Source organism: Helicobacter pylori, assembly GCF_001998165.1.
Taxonomy (GTDB): domain Bacteria; phylum Campylobacterota; class Campylobacteria; order Campylobacterales; family Helicobacteraceae; genus Helicobacter; species Helicobacter pylori_DL.
Map to the genome: position 1 here is coordinate 1 of NZ_MTWR01000070.1, position 17,494 is coordinate 17,494.

At 39.1% G+C, this 17,494-nt stretch carries 16 protein-coding genes and 2 pseudogenes; 7 read left to right on the forward strand and 11 right to left on the reverse strand.

The features are described 5' to 3' along the window. Together ileS and BZK24_RS07615 are read right to left on the reverse strand one after the other, a co-directional pair. Positions 1-2,660: isoleucine--tRNA ligase (gene ileS / locus BZK24_RS07610; RefSeq protein ID WP_077657059.1), on the reverse strand; the 2,660-nt coding region annotated here is incomplete at its 3' end. Positions 2,661-2,676: 16 nt separating this feature from the next. Then, positions 2,677-2,934, reverse strand: a complete 258-nt coding sequence (locus BZK24_RS07615; protein WP_001217144.1) for an RNA-binding S4 domain-containing protein — start codon at positions 2,932-2,934, stop codon at positions 2,677-2,679. Between the two features lie 101 nt (positions 2,935-3,035). On the opposite strand from BZK24_RS07615, the gene BZK24_RS07620 reads away from it, so the two are divergent. Beyond that, positions 3,036-3,656: a hypothetical protein gene (locus tag BZK24_RS07620; RefSeq protein WP_000671807.1), complete on the forward strand. Its 621-nt coding sequence runs from the start codon at positions 3,036-3,038 to the stop codon at positions 3,654-3,656. 288 nt (positions 3,657-3,944) lie between these two features. On the opposite strand, the gene BZK24_RS09685 is transcribed toward BZK24_RS07620, so the two are convergent. The 6 genes and pseudogenes from BZK24_RS09685 to rsmA form a co-directional block, all read right to left on the reverse strand. Further along, the gene (locus BZK24_RS09685) at positions 3,945-4,145 is read right to left on the reverse strand and encodes a hypothetical protein (protein WP_242423431.1); all 201 of its coding nucleotides are present in this window, start codon (positions 4,143-4,145) and stop codon (positions 3,945-3,947) included. Next, positions 4,093-4,212 (reverse strand): annotated as a pseudogene (locus BZK24_RS09980) (hypothetical protein); the annotation flags it as partial. The pseudogene BZK24_RS09980 and the gene BZK24_RS09685, both read right to left, overlap by 53 nt. Before the next feature lie 197 nt (positions 4,213-4,409). Then, positions 4,410-5,483, reverse strand: coding sequence for a dual-specificity RNA methyltransferase RlmN (rlmN, locus tag BZK24_RS07630; RefSeq protein WP_077657061.1), 1,074 nt, complete (start codon positions 5,481-5,483; stop codon positions 4,410-4,412). Next, positions 5,480-6,469 carry a KpsF/GutQ family sugar-phosphate isomerase gene (locus BZK24_RS07635; protein ID WP_077657062.1) on the reverse strand — a complete coding sequence of 330 codons (990 nt, stop codon included), beginning with the start codon at positions 6,467-6,469 and terminating at the stop codon, positions 5,480-5,482. The genes rlmN and BZK24_RS07635 overlap by 4 nt, the downstream gene beginning before the upstream one ends. Beyond that, positions 6,453-8,528 (reverse strand): ribonuclease J, encoded by a 2,076-nt coding sequence (locus BZK24_RS07640; RefSeq protein ID WP_077657063.1) that lies wholly within the window; start codon positions 8,526-8,528, stop codon positions 6,453-6,455. The genes BZK24_RS07635 and BZK24_RS07640 overlap by 17 nt, the downstream gene beginning before the upstream one ends. 37 nt (positions 8,529-8,565) lie before the next feature. Then, complete coding sequence (gene rsmA, locus BZK24_RS07645; protein WP_077657064.1) at positions 8,566-9,381, reverse strand: 16S rRNA (adenine(1518)-N(6)/adenine(1519)-N(6))-dimethyltransferase RsmA; 816 nt, start codon at positions 9,379-9,381, stop codon at positions 8,566-8,568. A 253-nt stretch (positions 9,382-9,634) separates the two neighbouring features. Here rsmA and hpnL point away from each other — a divergent pair, with 253 nt between their 5' ends. Together hpnL and aapA3 are read left to right on the forward strand one after the other, a co-directional pair. After that, positions 9,635-9,868 carry a nickel-binding protein HpnL gene (gene hpnL / locus BZK24_RS10055; RefSeq protein WP_000930051.1) on the forward strand — a complete coding sequence of 78 codons (234 nt, stop codon included), beginning with the start codon at positions 9,635-9,637 and terminating at the stop codon, positions 9,866-9,868. 325 nt (positions 9,869-10,193) lie between these two features. Then, positions 10,194-10,286, forward strand: coding sequence for a hypothetical protein (gene aapA3 / locus BZK24_RS10060; protein ID WP_001126950.1), 93 nt, complete (start codon positions 10,194-10,196; stop codon positions 10,284-10,286). A 216-nt stretch (positions 10,287-10,502) separates the two neighbouring features. Here aapA3 and BZK24_RS07655 read toward each other — a convergent pair whose 3' ends face one another. From BZK24_RS07655 to sppA, 3 genes are read right to left on the reverse strand one after another with little or no spacing between them, the layout of a single operon-like run. Then, complete coding sequence (locus tag BZK24_RS07655; RefSeq protein WP_077657065.1) at positions 10,503-12,968, reverse strand: hypothetical protein; 2,466 nt, start codon at positions 12,966-12,968, stop codon at positions 10,503-10,505. Further along, on the reverse strand, positions 12,969-13,850 hold the full coding sequence (purU, locus tag BZK24_RS07660; protein ID WP_077657066.1) for a formyltetrahydrofolate deformylase: 882 nt from the start codon (positions 13,848-13,850) through the stop codon (positions 12,969-12,971). Positions 13,851-13,852: 2 nt separating this feature from the next. Next, the gene (sppA, locus tag BZK24_RS07665; protein ID WP_077657067.1) at positions 13,853-14,731 is read right to left on the reverse strand and encodes a signal peptide peptidase SppA; all 879 of its coding nucleotides are present in this window, start codon (positions 14,729-14,731) and stop codon (positions 13,853-13,855) included. A 72-nt stretch (positions 14,732-14,803) separates the two neighbouring features. On the opposite strand from sppA, the gene BZK24_RS07670 reads away from it, so the two are divergent. The 4 genes and pseudogenes from BZK24_RS07670 to BZK24_RS07685 all read left to right on the forward strand — a co-directional run bounded on the left by BZK24_RS07670 (position 14,804) and on the right by BZK24_RS07685 (position 16,742). Further along, a complete protein-coding gene (locus BZK24_RS07670) occupies positions 14,804-15,061 on the forward strand; it encodes a hypothetical protein (RefSeq protein ID WP_000752191.1) in 258 nt (85 codons plus the stop codon). Positions 15,062-15,265: 204 nt separating this feature from the next. After that, positions 15,266-15,951 (forward strand): annotated as a pseudogene (locus BZK24_RS07675) (TIR domain protein). Positions 15,952-15,971: 20 nt separating this feature from the next. Beyond that, entirely contained in the window at positions 15,972-16,448 is a 477-nt protein-coding gene (locus BZK24_RS07680) for a hypothetical protein (protein WP_077657068.1), read from the forward strand. A 9-nt stretch (positions 16,449-16,457) separates the two neighbouring features. Beyond that, positions 16,458-16,742 carry a hypothetical protein gene (locus BZK24_RS07685; RefSeq protein WP_042962272.1) on the forward strand — a complete coding sequence of 95 codons (285 nt, stop codon included), beginning with the start codon at positions 16,458-16,460 and terminating at the stop codon, positions 16,740-16,742. Positions 16,743-17,494: the final 752 nt, after the last annotated feature.

Sequence of the window (17,494 nt, forward strand, 5' to 3'; positions counted from 1 at the left end):
AGCGTGAATGCTGGCGTCTCGCTCAATTTTTCTTTTGCAATCCCCACAAAGCTCACCATCAGCAATTCTTCTATCAAATTTTCACACAACGCTTTTTCTTTCACTTCAATAGCGCATTCCAACGAATTTTTAACCACGCCTTCTTTTTTCAAGCGGTCTAACTCTTCATTAAAGGCAGAACGCAAGGCTAAAACGGCTTCAAAATTTTCTGGTTTTTTAAACTCTTTAAGGTGGAGTTTTTCTAAAACGCTAATGCCTTTTAAATCAAACACATCTTTGGCTTGTAAAAACGCGCAAAGCACCTGGCTATGCTCTAAAACTTCTTCAATCGTGTGCGTTAAAATCGGGGCTAAAAAGTAGCACAATTGACTAGCCACAGCGAGTAAGACCATTTGAATGGCTTGGCGTTTTTCATTGTTTTTGCTATCGCAATACAAGCTATCCTTACAAGCGTCTAAATAAATCCCGCTCAATTCATTGGTAACAAACGCCATTAAAATATTCAAGCCTTTCACAAAATCATGCTCTTCAAACGCGCTATTGACTCCAGCACTTATGGTTTCTAAAGCCTCTAATATAAAATGATCTAAAGGGCTAAAATCATGGGAGCGTTCTAAATCCTTAAGATCCATATCGCTAAAATTAGCGAGTAAGAATTTCAGGGTGTTGCGGAATTTTTTATAATGCTGTTCTGTTTGAGTGAAAAAGGTTTGAGAGACCCTCAAATCGTTTTGATAGTCATTAAACGCCACCCACAAACGCACCACATCGCTCCCATGCTTTTTGAGTAAGTTATCCAAAGACACCACATTGCCCTTAGATTTGCTCATTTTCTCGCCCTTTTCATCTACGATAAATCCATGCGTAATGACCTTTTTAAAAGGGGCTTGGTTGTTTAAAACACAACCGATTAGAAGCGAGCTTTGAAACCACCCCCTATGCTGATCGCTCCCTTCTAAAACCACATCACTAGGGCTTTGCCCTTTTTCTCCATGATAGTCTTCTAAAACCGCCTTAAAGGTGCTACCGCTATCAAACCACACGTCTAAAATGTGCATGACTTTTTCGTAATGCATGGCGTCCTCTTGATAGCTAGGGGGCAATAAATCTTTCACGCTAGACTCCCACCACACATCACAGCCTTTTTTCTCAAAAAGATTCGCCACATGCTCTAAAACTTCGCTTTCAAAACAAGGCTTATTCGTGCGTTTGTCTATGAAAAAGGCCAGTGGCACGCCCCATTTTCTTTGCCGGCTCAAGCACCAATCAGGGCGGTTTTCTATCATGGTTTTTAGGCGGTTTTTCCCGCTGCTTGGCACAAATTCCACCTTTTCAATCGCATTCAAAGCCACTTCTCTTAAGGTTTTTTGAGAGCCATCATTTTGGGTAAAAGGCTCATCCATTAAAATAAACCATTGCGTGGTCGCTCTGTAAATCACAGGCTTGTGTGTCCTCCAGCAATGCGGGTAGGAATGCTCAATCTCTTGCTCTAGCAATAAAGAATCGCCCAATTGCTCTATAATGCGTTTTTGAGCCTTAAAAACATGCTCGCCCAAATAGCTTTCATCTAATAATTTCTTATGGATAATGCCCTCATCATAGCAACCTTTTTCATCTACAGACATTAACACTTCTAAATTATATCTTAAGCCTAAATAATAGTCCTCTTCACCATGCCCAGGTGCGGTATGCACGGCTCCTGTGCCATCTTCTAAACCGACATGCTCTCCTAGAGTGATTAGGGAATCTCTTTGGTTTAAAGGATTGACCGCCTTCAAGTATTCTAAATCATTGGAATTGAATTCATGCGTGATCTCACTATCTACCACCCCTAAAGCGGCTAATTTTTCATGCAAAGCTTTAGCGACTAAATAGCCTTTTTGGGTGAGCGCATAAAGGGCGTCTTTTTTCAAAGCGATCGCTTCATTCGCATACAAAGTCCAAGGCGTGGTCGTCCAAATCACCAAGCTCGCTTTTTTGACTTTTAATTTTTCTAAACTCTCCTTTTTCAAACCAAACGCCACGAAAATGGAGGGCGATTTTTTCATCTTGTATTCCACTTCAGCTTCCGCTAAAGCGCTCTCGCATGCATAACTCCAATAAATAGGCTTGTGGCGTTCTTTCAAAAGCCCTTTTTTAGCCACTCCCACTAAAGCCCTATAAATGCTCGCTTCAAATTTAAAATCCATGGTTTTATAAGGATCTTCAAAATCCCCCAAAACGCCTAATTGCAAAAATTCATTCTTTTGGATTTCTAAAAATTTCTTCGCATGATCTCGGCACTTTTCCCTAAACAGCGTGGGGTTTTCTAGGTTCGTTTTTTCTTTTTCTAATCGCTCTAAAATTTGCTGCTCAATGGGTAAGCCATGGCAATCCCAACCGGGCGTGTAATAGATTTTATTCCCTTTAAAATATTCCCTTTTAATAACAATGTCTTTTAAAATCTTATTTAAGGCATGCCCTAAATGCAAATGCCCGTTCGCATAAGGCGGCCCGTCATGCAAAGTGAAATCCCCATGGTTATCTTTCCTATTTTGCATGCGTTTGAACGCTTGCTGTTCTTGCCATTTAGCGTAAGTTTTAGGCTCATTGACGCTCAAATTCCCTTTCATAGAAAAGGTGGTTGTGTTTAAGTTTAAGGTGTCTTTGTATTCTTTCATTATATTATCCTTTGCTTTATTTTTCTTTTGTTTTAGGAGCGATATAAAGGTGCGTGTCTTTTCGCGGCACATTTTTTAAAGTGGGGATTTGTAAAATCGTGTATTCTTCTATCCCTTTTAAATAGTGCAAGCTAATCGCATCGCCTATTTTCACTTCTTTACTGGCCTTAGCGCAACTCCCATTGATCCATACCGCCCCCACATTGCACATATCTGTCGCTAAAACGCGCCGCTTCACTAAACCCACTGATTGTAAAAATTTGTCTATTCGCATGCGTTTATTTTACCCTATTCTTTAAGTTTTTATCCATAACTTATAAGGGTTTTAGTTTTAGCATGTTAGCATTCAGCCACCACTCTTTTTAAGGAATTTGTTTGAAGTTTCAAATCGTGAGTTTGTTAGCCGCTCTTTTATTAGCCTCTTGCTTGCCCCCTAAAGGCCATCATTCTGGTTTGGTGAATCTTTATATCGCTCATCAGGGCCAAAGCGTGCGCACTTATTGGCGCAAAATAGATAGAGAAGTTATCGCTAAGCACAATGAAGCGCTTAAAAAAAACCCTAAAGCAAAGCTCAAAGACCCTAGGGGGCCTTTATTCATGCTAGGGAGTGAGCGCTTCATGCTTTTATGGAAAAACCGCTACGCTTTAGCCAAAGTTCAATCGTTCAGGCTAGAGCCTGGATTTTATTACTTGGATTCTTTTAGCGTGGAAACTCAAAAAGGCATCTTGCAGAGCGCTCCTGGCTATTCATACACCAAAAATGGCTATGATTTCAAAAACAACCGCCCCTTTTTCCTAGCCTTTGAAGTCAAACCTGATGGCAAAACCATTCTCCCTAGCGTGGAATTGAGCTTGATTAAAACCCCTAGAGGCTTTTTAGGGGTGTTCTTGTTTGACAATAACGAAAAGGGGGCTAACGCCAAGTGGATTGAAGGGAGTTTGAATTTAAAGCTTAAAAACGCTTCTTTTAAAGACGCATGGGGGTTGGAACCATAAAGCGCAAGGTTTTGTTTTATGGAGCGTTGATATTAAACTTCCTTTTATTTTAGTTTTCTTATATCTTTGAAATGTAGGTTATAATTTCTATCGTTTGGATTTATTAGCGTTTCTTTGGAATATAGATTAAACCCTAAACATAGAATAAAAAGCTAAAAATAAAAATTCTTATTGGATTTTAAAAAATGGAGGGCAACTTGCATATTCTTTCCTTAGATTAAAAAAAGGTTTTAATGTTTTGAATGCTGTAAGGCATTGCGGTAGTTTGATTGGATTTAATGGGTTTGATTAGAATGGGTCAGAATGGAATGATTGTATCTTAAGGTCAAAGCTAGAGACAACCCTAGTCAAGTTGCCCCTAGCCACACCGATATTACTCGTGATGCCCGTGGCAGCAACCTTCTTCTTGATGATGACTATCGCTAGTGCTGCAACAACCTTCTTCATGATGAGAGCTGTGGTGGTGATGGTGGTGTTCACCGCCGTGATAGTGGTGGTGGTGTGTGTGGTGGTGATGGTGGTGGTGCCCGCCGTGTTGTTCTTCATGGTGTGCCATGATGACTCCTTTGATTAAAAATTTAAATTCTAGCTCACTAGCTAGAATTTCATTCTACAATATAAAATCTAATTAATTGTTAATGAAAGAAATTTTAACGCTAATTTTTAATCCATATTCCCTAAATTTTGAATTATCGCTTGACTAAAACCAACACCCCCCATTAGAAAAAAGACAAACACCACAAAAAAGAGTTTTCAAATTTGCTGAGAGAGTTTTTTCTCCCTCAATTGCCCGCAAGCCGCTTCAATATCCAAGGCTTTGGATTCTCTAATGGTGCATAATAAGCCTTTGGCGTTTAAAAAATCCGCAAACATTCTAGCGCTCTCTAAGCTAGGGCGTTCAAACTTAGAGCCTTCATGCGGGTTGAATAAGATCAAATTCACTTTGGATTTAATGCCGTTTAAAAGTTTTAAAAGTTTTTTAGCGCAATCCAGGCTATCGTTTAGATCTTTAATCAAAAGGTATTCAAACATCACTCTTTTGCACTGTTCTAAAGGCCATTTCCTCACTTCATTCAAAACGCATTCAATGTTGTATTTTTTATTCAAGGGCATTAAAGATGAGCGCGTTTTGTCATCTACGGCGTGTAAGGATATGGCTAATTGCACGCCTAAATTTTTGCCCGCTAAAATGGGGATTTTATCAGCCACGCCACTCGTGGAAATCGTGATTCTTTTAGGCGAAATTTGCATGCCGGTATTGAAAATCTCAATCGCTTTACACACCTCATCTAAATTGTTCAAAGGCTCGCCCATTCCCATAAAAACAATGTTGAGCGCTTTTTCAATGGGGAGGTTATTGTCTTCTTTAATGAGTAGGGCTTGCTGGATAATCTCGCTCGCTTTTAAATTCCTTACAAAACCGCCTTTTTGAGTGAAACAAAACGAGCAACCCACTTGACAGCCTATTTGACAAGACACGCATACGGTGTATTTTTCCCCTTCTAAAACGGCGTTCGTTTCTTCATTAATTTTTTTATCTTTCATTTTCAAAAACACCGCTTCAAAAGTGTGGTTGTCTCTTAAGGATTTAAAAAGGTATTTTTTAGAGCCATCAACACTCTTTCTCACATGTGCGATTTCTATCGTGCGCAAAGTAAATTCTCGCTCCAAATAAGCGATAAAATCTTTTGAAAAATTATTTTGCATGTCTTTAAAGCTTGTTTTATACTTCGCATAGAGCCACAAATAAAGCTGCTTAGCCCTAAAACTTGGTTTTAGAAGCTGGCTCAATTCCTTTAGAGTGAAATCATAAACGCTAGCTTTCATGCTTTAAGCCCTAATTCTAAAAGTTGGTGCAAGTGCAAGACCCCTAAAACCTTATTGCAATCATCTACGCACACCAAAAGCTGAATCTTATGGCGCTCTAAAAATTCTAACGCTTCTAAAAGAAGGGCGTCTAAATTCTTAAAGCTTTTAGGTTTTAAGGTGGCAAAATGCCTCACTTCGCTCTCCAAACTAAGCCCTTTTAATAGTGCCCTACGGACATCGCCATCGCTTAACACCCCCACAAGCTCGTTAGCCTCATTGACTAAAATCGCGCTGCCTAGGCGTTTTTCGCTCATTTCTATGAGCGCGTCTTTAAAGCTTGTGCTAGGAGCGATTAGGGGGAGATTCGTGGTTTGCAATAAGTCTTTAACCTTGACAAAAAGCTTTTTGCCCAAAAGCCCGCCCGGATGAAAGGAGGCAAAATCTTCTTGGCTAAAGTTTTTCGCTCGCATCAAGCATGCCATTAAAACATCGCCTAACGCTAAAGTTAGGGTGGTAGAAGTCGTTGGAGCGGTGTTGATCGGGCAAGCTTCTTTTTTGATTTTCAAGCTCAAATAATAATCGCCGAGTTTAGAGAGCGAGCTATTAGGGCTTTTAGTGAAAGTGATGATTTTATGGCTTAAGCGTTTTAAATGGCTCACCAGATTCAACAATTCTAAAGACTCGCCCCCATAACTAATCATTAAAATCACATCGTTTTTTTCCACCATGCCCAAATCCCCATGCATGGCTTCTGTGGGGTGTAAAAACGCACTCCTGTTACCGGTGCTTAGCATGGAAGCAGCGATTTTTTGCGCCACTAAAGCACTCTTACCCACGCCCACAATCACAAGCTTGCCCCCCTTTTCTTGGCTTTTTAAAATGAGCCTGACAATCGCTTCTAAATCGTTAGGTTTTTGGAATTGCTTAACGCTTTCTAAAAGCGCGCTCGCTTCATCTCTTAAGACTTGCGCAGCGATAGCGTTGTAATCAAGTGGCATGGACATGGCAAATGATAGCCGGGTATTTTCTAAACTTTTTAAAGAGCGCTTTTCTGATGAAATTACGGGTGTGATCTTCTAATTTCTTAGGGCTATTCAAAATTTCGGCGTTGCTGGATTTCAATAACAACTCTAATCCCCCTTGAATTTCTTTTGTCAAATGTTTTTCATCTTTAAAGCCCACAAGCCCCAAACTAGAAAATTGAGAGCTTTCTAAAAGCGCTTGTTTGTTTTTACTCACAAAAATCGTAGCGGCAAACACCCCAGCGCTAGCGACTTCTTCTCTTTGTTGGACGATGCTAGTGTCAATACTCAAATTGCTTTGGTTATCCACATAGCTTTTACCGCTTTTAATCGTGCCGACTTTTTTGATGAACGCAGGACCAACTTCCACTTGATCGCCATCTTCCATTAAATAGATATTTTTTTCAGGCACCCCGCAAGAAATAGCGGTTTGCTTGTGGCGCGCGACATGGTTGTATTCCCCATGCACGGGTAAGAAAAACTTAGGCTTAATGAGTCTTAGCATGAGCTTTTGCTCTTCTTGGGCGGCATGCCCGCTCACATGGATATTGTCAAATTCTTGATAAGCCACTTTAGCTTCTTTTTTGATCAAGAAATTCAATACCGCTGAAACGCTCGCTTCATTGCCAGGAATGGCTTTAGCGGAAATGATGACTAAATCGTTGGGTTTGATAGAAATGTGGCGGTGCTCATCAGTCGCCATGCGATAAAGCGCACTCATGGTTTCGCCTTGTGAGCCGGTCGTTACGATTAAGACTTCATTATCCGGGTATTTAGCGACTTCATTGGCTTCAATAAAAGATTGATAAGGCAAATGGATATAGCCTAATTCTCTGGCGATGTCTAGGTTTTTTTCCATAGAGCGCCCGATCACAGCGATCTTGCGGTTGTATTTAATGCCGTATTGTATGGCTTGATAGACCCGGTGGATATTGCTAGAGAAGGTGCTCATAATCACTCTCCCTTGCGCTTCTTTAAAAAGCGTGTCAAAAGCCGGCGCTATGGTGCTTTCACTCGGCGTAGTCCCGGATTTATGGGAGTTGGTGGAATCGCTTAAAAGAAGCATCACCCCCTTTTCGCCATAGTGCGCCAAACGATACAAATCCGTGGGCAAATTATCCACTGGGGTGTGATCGATTTTAAAATCGCCGGTGTGAATGATCGTTCCCGCTTTAGTTTGGATCGCTAAAGCGCTGCTGTCAATGATAGAATGCGTGATGTGGATCCATTCAATGATAAATTCGCCCACGCTAATGGGGCAACGCTTTTCTACGATCTTAAAATACGAGCGGTATTTTTTCAAACCATGTTCATCAAACTTGCTCCCAATCAGCCCCAAACTCAAAGGCGTGCCATAAAGGGGGAATTGCAACTCTTTAAACAAATAAGGCGTGGCCCCTATGTGATCTTCATGGGCATGGGTGATGATAATACCGGCGATTTTGTCCTTGATTTGGTGCAAATAGGAAAAATCCGGGATTAAAATATCCACGCCAAAAAGCCCCTCTTTAGGGAAGCTCATGCCCGCATCAATCACGATCGCGCTTTTTGGGGTTTCAATGACCATCATGTTCCCCCCAATCTCGCCCAAGCCCCCTAAAGGCGTGATCTTAACGCTCGCTTTAGAGTTTAAATTCATCTTATAATGCGGGTTTAAATGCTCCACTTGAATCTTGTTATTCGCTTCAACGCCCTTTTTGAGCTCCTTATGAAAGCCTAAAGTCCCCCTCTCATTCACATGCAAAATTTCCGTAACGCCCTCTACTTTATTGCTATTTAGCTCTTCTTGGGCGTAATTTCTAGTCTTTTGGGGGGCGTGTTTAGCTTTGTGGTGGTGGTTTGGTTTTTTGTTGGGGCGATACTCTTTTTTATGGTGCGAAAGCGCTTCATGGTTTGAAGACTCTGCGTTTTTTTGCGCATTTTCTCTGAAACGCTTTTTGCGGTTGGTGAATCGCTCAAACGCTCCGGCTCGCATCTCATCAGCTTTTGAATTTTCACTGCTGTTTTCATGGTTTTCATTGTTTTGGTTGTTATCCGTCATAACGATTATTCCTTTATTTCAATTTTTTAAAAAGGCATTAGCCTTTCAAAAGGTATTCTAAGAGCTTGAGATAATCTTGTATCTCAGACGCCCTCACGCTTGTTGGTTGATTTTCTAACGCTAGAAAATCTAACACCTTATCAAGCTTTTCTTTATAAGAAACGCTTTTTTTAAGATTGTTTGAAAGCGTCTTCCTAGGAGATGAGAAACAAGCTTTCAAAAAATCTTCTAATGTTTCAAACCCTTTTTGTAGGGCTTCTTCAAAAAACGGCACTTGGGCTAATGAAGCTAACGCCTTTTCTTTCAGCGGCTCTTTAATCACTTCAAACACGCTAGAAAACACCTTTGGAGGCGGGCTAAACGCACTAGGCGGCACATCAAACAAAAGGGTAGCGTTCCCTATCGTATGAGCTAAAACGCTTAAAGCATTTTGCGAATCTTTAGCGCAAAATTTGAGCGCCACTTCCTTTTGCGTCATCACCAATAAGCCCTTGCATTTAGGGTCTTTGAGCGCGTTTAAAACAAGCCTGGTAGCGATATAATAAGGCAAATTAGAAATCAAAAAATAAGGCTCTTCTTCTCTTAAAAAAAGAGCGTCCTTTTCCACTAATTCCAACTCAAAAGGCTTTTTTTGCGCCTTTAGTTTTGATCGCATTTTCTCGCACAAATTGCTATCTATCTCATAAGTCTTTAAAGGATAGCGATCCAACAACTTGAGAGTCAAATCCCCTAACCCCACGCCGATTTCAATTAATCTTAACGAATTTAAGGGAGGCAAAGCATTAACGATTCTGTCTAAAAATAACTCGTCCGTTAAAAAATGCTGTCCTAAAGACTTTTTAGCTACTACCATAAGAAGCACTTCTAAAACTCCTCATATTATACCTTAAAAAGGGGATTTGTCTTTTCTTTTTAATGCAACTTCTTTATTATAGCTTTTTTCATTCAAAGATGTTGGTAGTTTTGACAATAGGAACGCTTAAATTGGCGCTCGTATTAAAAATTAGTATTAAAATCTTTTTCGTTAATAATTGGTTAGATTTTGCATTATAAAATGAAATCCTAGCCAATAAGCTAGAATTTAAATTTCAATTAAAGGAGTCATCATGGCACACCATGAACAACAACACCAAGCGCAACAACAGCAACAACAGGCTAACAGCCAACACCACCACCATCACCATGCACACCACCACCATTATTATGGCGGCGAACACCACCATCATAACGCGCAACAACACGCCGAACAACAAGCAGAGCAACAAGCTCAACAACAGCAACAACAACAAGCACACCAGCAACAACAACAAAAAGCACAACAACAAAACCAACAATATTGATTGGAGCGTTTGTGGGGGCGGCCTTAGGGCTACTCCTAGCTTTTAACCCTTTCTTTTAATCCAGTAAATTCATCCATTTAAACTAACTTTTTTTAACTCCGTTAGATTTTTAAACTTTTAAAATCCCTCTTTTTGATGCTTGTCAAATGGCTCTGTTTTCTATCCAATAAAGATAGGTTTATTGATGAGTGGTCATAATGGGGCGTAAAACTTTGCCATGCGTATCTGGTGCGATCTAGGGGTGTTTTAAAGGGGTTTGTTGTAGGATTTCATCACGCCCCATAAGTTCGCTTTATGGGGCAAACTACCTTAAAAGGAGCATGTTATGCCTAAGACACATAACAAACGCTCTTGGAAAACATTATACTTTGAGTTTGCTTTTTTAGGGCTTAAAGTGATCGTTTCTGTGAAACGCTGATTTTCTAAGAGCGTTCCCTTAAGCTTTTAAGCTTAGGGGTTTCCTTTAAAAAGCGGGTTTGTCCTTGACTTTTGGGGCGTTAATCGTTTTGTTGTAAAACGCATTTTCTTAAGAGAGTAGCAATAATTCTCCTCCCCACAAAACTAAACCCCCCCCATAGAGCGCACTACAAGAAAATACCGCTTGCTTTAGCTCTTTGATTATTTGTCTTAAAAACTACTCCCTTAAAAACCCGTATTCATAGACTTTAGGCTGTATTTCTTTGGCGAGATCCTTTAGGGCGTCTTTCAAGTTAGCGTAAAGTTGTTTGTAATATCCATCTTTAGCTTTGGTGGGTGAGTTTAATCTGCCTTGCTTGTTACGGCCTTGAAAGAATTCCTTGATGTCATAAAGGCTTGCGTTAGCGTTATAGGGGCGATTTGCGAAATCTTGTTTGTGGTAATAACGATAGATCTCTTTGCCAGCGTCAAACACCTTTGAAGCGCTCGGGCTGAATTTTAGGGGCTTGTTTTCTTTTTTGGCGCTTAAAAAGAGGCTATCGCTCTCTTTAGATTCTTTGATTTCGCCTTTTAAAAAGTCTAATAAGGCGTGACTCAAATACCTTTCTTTAGGATCGACTTCATTCTCGCTAAAGGGGATGAAATGATTGATCCCTTGAGCGGTAGTGATGCGGTTTTGGGTGTGAAAAAGCATGAACGCCAAACAATTGTTTTTAAATTCGCTGTCGTCTTGGAAAGCGTCATCATAAGGGGCGTAGAATTGATCCCTGTCGTTTTGCCATGTGGCTTTGATGCAATGGCGGGCAGAGAAATAGATCGCGCCGATTAGAAGGTTTGTGAGGGTTAAACCAAAAAAAGTAATGTTGCGTTTAAGATTTTTGTTATTTGCCAGATTAACAAAATTATTGTTTTGAAAATCCACGCCAGCGCAATCAATAAACCCTAAAATATTAGAATTATTTATATTGTATTGCTTTAAATATTGATTTATATTTTTAACCTTATCCGCTATCGGCTTAAAAGTTTTATACCCCAAAAATTCACCCAATGAGTCAAACACTTCTAAATTGAGTGCGTTGGTTGGTTTTAAGGGGGGGGGGGTAGCGGTATCCCAGACTAAAAAGCCAATGGGGAATTGCCCTGTCACATTATCAAAGCTATCCGCAGGCACCATAAACCCCTCTAAAAATTTAGCTTTAAAAACTTCTCTGAATTTTTTAAAATTGCTAGAGTTAAGGTATTTGAGCGTTGAAAAACTCGCCATGATGCAGCCATTCAATTCCTTATAGATGCGCATGAAAAATTGAGCGAAAAGTTCGTTATTGGCTTTATGCAATTCATCTTTATACTTCTTGCAAATAAGATTGCCCCTAGCCACTAAATCTTTATTTTTCCCCGTGCCGCTAGGCGTTTTAGCCGAAGTCGCTTCCGCATAAGGCGGGTTGATGTAAATGATGAGCCTTTTTCGTTTCTCTTCATCTTTTAAGATTTCTTGCAAGCTTTTTGGCAGCTTATCGCTGAAAAAATCATCGTTTAAAAAGTCAAATTGGAAAACCTGATTTTCTAGCAACTTTAAGTGGTTTTTACTAGCCAGATCTTTAATAATCGCCACATCGTTATGATCTAAAGTGGACAGATACAAATTAGCCTTATTCAATAAACCTCGAAGCAAATTCCCAGTCCCCCCAGCGCAATCCCAAATGATATAGTCCTCTTGATAATCTTGCCCCAAAGCTTTAGCTAAATATTCTTGGCTTTTTTCTACCCAGATTTTAGGGGTGAAAAACGCCCCTTTCCTTTCCCTCACATCGCTTGGCACTAACAAGTCGCGCCGCTCTAAAATAGAAGCTTGAAATTCTAATTGAGGAGGCCTTTCATAAACGCTCCAAAATTCTTGATGGGCTTGTTGGCTGTCTGTGAAACCAACTTCCATAAAATCCATTTTGCCTAATTCATTCACGCCCCTATTCAATTTGTAATAGCTCGATCTTAAAATCGTGTGCAATTTCTCAATAATGGTTTTATCGCCATCGCTAAGCAAATCCGCTAAGTAATAGTCTGCGTCTAAAATGCCTTTAGCTTTAGCGGCCTCCCAATTTATGTCAATGGTAGGTTTGACAATTTCAAGCCACTTTTGATAGATCGTAAAGAAATTGTTTTTGTCAATTTTGATTTTGTTGTGTAAATGGCTAGAGTTTAAATATTTTTTGATAAATTCTTTGCATTCTTGGCTCTGGGTTTTAAAGTCAAAAACCTGTTTATGGGGTTTGCACATGGCTTTAAACGCATCTAGAGCGTGCTTAAAACCCTCTGTGTTGTGGTTGCTTGGGGGGATAGAAAAATCTATATCGCTTTTATAAAGAAAGCTTGTGATCGTGTCATTAAAGGCGATAAATTCCATTCTAAAAGCGTTGAAGGCACACAAATAGGGTGGCGTGTGGTGGGTATAAAGCTTGTGCCTGCCTATGGTTAAAAGCAGTTGCGTGAAAGCTTTGTCCAAATCGTCAAAATCGCCCCTTTTAGCTTCGCCCCATAAAATGGGTAAGGTGGCATTAGAATGCTGATAGCTTAGCATGAAATCTATCTTATCCCCGCTATAAAGGAATTTCTTATCCTTAAAAAACTTGGCTTTGATTTGGTTTTTTAAGGGTTCTTCATTGAGTTTGCTGAAATCTAAAGGCATTCAAAACACCACCGTTTTGTTTTCATGCACAAAGACTCTGTCTTCTAAAACGAGTTTTAAAGCCCTAGCCAAAACCAGTTTTTCTATATCCTTACCCGCTAGGCGCATTTTTTCCACGCTGTAATTGTGGTTAATGGGCAGAGTGTCTTGTATGATAATCGGCCCTGCATCAAGGCTCTCATTCACAAAATGCGCTGTGGCCCCGATGACTTTCACGCCCCTTTCAAACGCTTGCTGGTAAGGGTTAGCCCCAATGAATGCGGGCAAGAAACTATGATGGATATTGAGAATCTGATTTTCATAACGCTTCGTAAAATCATGGCTTAAAATGCGCATGTATTTGGCTAAAACGAGCAGATCCGCGCTGACTTTGTGTTTTAATTCCAGGTTTTTAATGATTGCTAAAACTTCTTTTTCATGCAAAATTTGATCAATACAAGGCGCATAAAAATAAGGGATGTCAAATTTTTCCACTAAAGGGCGTAAAATCTCGTGGTTGGAAATAACGCCTAAAATTTGAGCGTTCAATTCCCCCCCATACACCCTTAAAAGCAAATCTCCTAAGCAATGGCTCTCTTTAGTAGCGAGTAAAATAATGTTTTTTTTATGCGTTAAAATGACTTCAATCAATAGTTCGTTAAAGTTTTCTAAGGCTTTAAAAAGAGCGGTTTTTAAGGATCGCTCTTCTTGCTCTTTAATTTCAGTATTCAAGGGCTTGATTTCTTTTTGGATTTTTAGCCGCATGAAAAAACGCTGCTTTAAGGGATCAACAAATTCATCGTTTTTGACGATGTTATAGCCCTTGTTGGCGATCGTGGTGCTTATTGTGCTCACCAAGCCTTTAGAGTCTCTAGCTTGAATTTTTAAAATAAATTCTAACATCTTCATCTCATTAATAATTGATAGCCAAGCGCTTGCGTGATGATGCTTGTAACTGATTGCGTGGCTTTTTCAATGAAGCGCTCCATAGGGCTTTTTTCCAGCCAATAAGCTTTTTTAACCTTACTCAATTCCATTAAGCGATTTTGCGCTTGCTTAATCGTGCTGATTTTATCAATGAGTTTTAATTTTAGAGCCTTTTGAGCGCTAAAGACCTTCCCTTCAGCAAAATCCTTGTAATCCTTAGCGTCTAATTTCCTAGCTTTTGCGACATCATTCACAAACATTTGGTATTGCTCATTGACTAAATTTTGCAAAAACTCTTTTTCGTTGGGTTTCCATGCTCTGGTGAAAGTGCCTATTTCTTTGTATTCGCCCGCATGCACGCCTTGAGTGGCTACGCCGACTTTATTGAGCAAATTTTCCACATTCGCACCCGAAAAAATCACCCCAATGGATCCTATCAAACTCGCTTTAGAGGCATAAACTTCGCTCGCTTGCATGCCCGCATAATAACTCCCGCTCGCCATAACCCCCCTAGCATACGCTAAAACGGGCATTTTTTGCTTCAAATCAGCGATTTTTTCGCTCAATTCCACGCTCGCTGACACCGCCCCACCAGGAGAGTCAATCAACAATAAAACGCCCTTAATGCTAGGGGTTTTTAAGATTTTATCCACTTCTTTGTCAAAATCCTCGGTGCTAAAAATCGCCCCATTTAAATAGAGTTTAGCGAGATTGGGTGGGGTGCTTGGCGCGCTTTCTTTAGCGCTAAAAAAGACTAATACAATGAGTAACAGCACAAACGACTTGAAATACTTCGTGATAAAATCTAAAGGCACAATGATTAAAGCCTTAAAGATTTTTTGAATGAAACTCCACATGCAGCTTTTCCTAAAAACTTAATATTTGACCATAAGAGTGTATTATACTTCAAATGTTTTAAGGATTAAATCATGGCGTGTAAATTTTGCCCCAAGATCAGAAAAACAGACTGGATTTTTATTTTAATCGCCGCTTTAGGCTTTTATGCAATCAATAAACTGGGGTATGCACCCCAATTCACCCCTACTTCAAAGCCTTCACACTCTCTTTCACGCCCCATTGAAAAGCCTAGCGATATGACCGAAGAAGAAAGGAAAAAACGCTTTATTGAGTTGCAAAAAGCATGCTTACTCCATAAAGACAAAAAGGCATGCGAAGAGGTTTTTTGATCGTTTTTGTTATTTTTGCGCTTTTAGGATCATTTGGCTTGCAAGTTTTTACGCCCTTTCTGTTTGAAAAAAGGCTTTTTTAGTGGTGGTTTTTAGCTATTTTAACAACCCCCAACACCCCAAAATTCAAGTGCTCTTAAGCTAAGTCTAAGTCTACTATAATCAAAGGATTTTAAAGGGAACTTAAATAAAAGGCAAAAATATTTGGAAACTTATATCATTGATGCAGATAATATAGATGGGGATTTATTTTTCTATAATCTTACTAGAAACAGCAATGATTTTTCCATGTTGCCCGTTTTTGAACTCGATCGCATTGCCCAAAAAATTAGAAATATTCTTAAAAAACATGGCAGTAGAAAAGACATTATTTTAAAACACAATGAAATTAAAGAAGCCTTTTTTAGCCGCAGCTAAAAACCGTTCAAGTGTTCCTCTCGCATTCGCATGCGGATAAAAATAAGGCTTTAGAGGTTAAAGACTATTTGGAAAGCCAAACAAAACGCAAAGTGTTTATCGATTCGCTTTTTTGGGATTATAAAGACGATGTCTTAAACAAATTGGCAAAACACGATGATATAAGCAAGATTGAAGACGCTTTCACGCTCATTCTCAGAGAATCTTTACAAGATGTGATTGAAAAATGCCCCTATTTTGTGTTTTTACAAAGCAAGAACAGCGTTTCCAATCAAGGGCTATCGCGCCATCAAGATCTATTAAAAATCACTTATTCCGCATGGATTTATGAAGAATTAAAAATCGCTCATTCTATTAGCGCTATTAACGAGAGTCGCCCAATTCCAATGATGGAAAGCATGCAAGTCTTTCATGACATATCGCCATTTTTAAAAAGTTTTGAGACCATAACCCTTAACGAACTATCACAATAAATCAATTCGTAGGAACAAGCATGTTTTTTAAAACTTATCAAAAATTACTAAGTGCAAGCTGTTTGGCGTTGTGTTTAGTGGGCTGTGGGAATGGTGAATCGCCGGTTGAGATGAGTGTGAATAGCAAGGGAGAGTTTTCAATCAGCTCTAAAGTGGATAGCGTTACTATTCAAGGCGTGAAGCTTAATCGGGGTAATTGTGCTGTCAATTTTGTTCCAGTAAGAGAGGCACTTCAAATGGGTGTTTTAAGTCAAGTTACTCCAATCTCTATACAGGATTTTAAAGATATGGCAAGCGTTTATAAGATGTTTGGTCAAAAGGAAAGGTTGGCAAACATAGAAAATAAAATTTCTCAATTAGAGCAAAAGGGTGTGATGATGGAATCTCGAACCCTTAAATTTGGAGAAAGTTTAAAAGGCATTTCTCAAGGGTGCAATATTATAGAAGCAGAAATACAAACCGACAAAGGCGCTTGGACTTTTAACTTTGATAAATAAATATCAAACATGGAAAATACCCCGAAAGACAGAGCAAAAATCCTTATAGAAGAGCTTAAAATCTTGCAAGGCATTATCAACAGAATGGCGCAAAATTCTTTAGAGTGCAAAAAATGGACTCTCGCTCTTGCGGTTGGGGTTTTATCCATTAAAATAGAAGCGATTTTTAATTCTTATGGGTTATGCGTTTTTGGGGGTGTTATTGGCATGCTTTTATCTTTTAGACGCTTATTATCTCATGCAAGAAAAATTATTCAGGGAGCAATACCAATGGCTGATAGAAAACCGACTTAAAACCGATGAAAGGCTGTTTGAAGTCTTTCCTGCTCATCAAACTTGCCGGTGCGTGCTATACTTATGTGCCATGTTTTCGTTTAGCCTTTTCCCTATTGGGTGTTAGGTCTTTGTTTGGTAGGCTATGGTTTGTTTTTAATTCTGTTTCAATGAAACGCTGGCTATAAAATAACTTGACTCCAATCAAACGATAACTTTTAAAGCGTTTTAAGATTTAGGGTATCGCAAAATAACCCCTACTCCCTTATATGCATTTCACAAAAAATAAAACTTAACACGCAAGAAATCAAAAACAAGAAACAAAACAAGCAAGAATTGCAATCATGAGATAAAGATAAGGCTTTACTACCAAACCCCACTAAACCCCCTTAAAAATAACAAACCCACTAAACATTAAGAAGCAAGAAAAACTAAAAACATGAAACCAAACATTAAAACATAAGAATTAAAACGCAATAAGTAAGGAATAAGAAATTAAAACCCAAGAAGTAACAAGTAAAACTCCAACACAACAACCACAAACCACAAGCAGTAAAAAACCTTAAGAACACAAAGGAACAAGAAGCAAAACACCAAAACTAAAACTTTAATATTAAAGCGTAAAAAACAAAAAGTTAAACATAAGAATTAAAACGCAATAAGTAAAAAATAAGAATGGAAAAGAACAAGAAGTAAGATTTAAAAACAAACAAGAATTAAAAAGTTTAAGCAAAAACCAAATGAAAAATAAGATTTAAAAAAAGAAAGAATAA

Bases quoted from the DNA above. Each gene is read 5' to 3' on its own strand.
- purU (WP_077657066.1), bottom strand. From the start codon at position 13,850: ATGTTAGAATTTATTTTAAAAATTCAAGCTAGAGACTCTAAAGGCTTG.
- BZK24_RS07680 (WP_077657068.1), top strand. From the start codon at position 15,972: ATGTTTTTTAAAACTTATCAAAAATTACTAAGTGCAAGCTGTTTGGCG.
- rsmA (WP_077657064.1), bottom strand. From the start codon at position 9,381: ATGGTAGTAGCTAAAAAGTCTTTAGGACAGCATTTTTTAACGGACGAG.
- BZK24_RS07685 (WP_042962272.1), top strand. From the start codon at position 16,458: ATGGAAAATACCCCGAAAGACAGAGCAAAAATCCTTATAGAAGAGCTT.
- rlmN (WP_077657061.1), bottom strand. From the start codon at position 5,483: ATGAAAGCTAGCGTTTATGATTTCACTCTAAAGGAATTGAGCCAGCTT.
- aapA3 (WP_001126950.1), top strand. From the start codon at position 10,194: ATGCCTAAGACACATAACAAACGCTCTTGGAAAACATTATACTTTGAG.
- BZK24_RS07655 (WP_077657065.1), bottom strand. From the start codon at position 12,968: ATGCCTTTAGATTTCAGCAAACTCAATGAAGAACCCTTAAAAAACCAA.
- BZK24_RS07640 (WP_077657063.1), bottom strand. From the start codon at position 8,528: ATGACGGATAACAACCAAAACAATGAAAACCATGAAAACAGCAGTGAA.
- BZK24_RS07615 (WP_001217144.1), bottom strand. From the start codon at position 2,934: ATGCGAATAGACAAATTTTTACAATCAGTGGGTTTAGTGAAGCGGCGC.
- BZK24_RS07670 (WP_000752191.1), top strand. From the start codon at position 14,804: ATGGCGTGTAAATTTTGCCCCAAGATCAGAAAAACAGACTGGATTTTT.
- BZK24_RS07635 (WP_077657062.1), bottom strand. From the start codon at position 6,469: ATGTCCATGCCACTTGATTACAACGCTATCGCTGCGCAAGTCTTAAGA.
- hpnL (WP_000930051.1), top strand. From the start codon at position 9,635: ATGGCACACCATGAACAACAACACCAAGCGCAACAACAGCAACAACAG.
- sppA (WP_077657067.1), bottom strand. From the start codon at position 14,731: ATGTGGAGTTTCATTCAAAAAATCTTTAAGGCTTTAATCATTGTGCCT.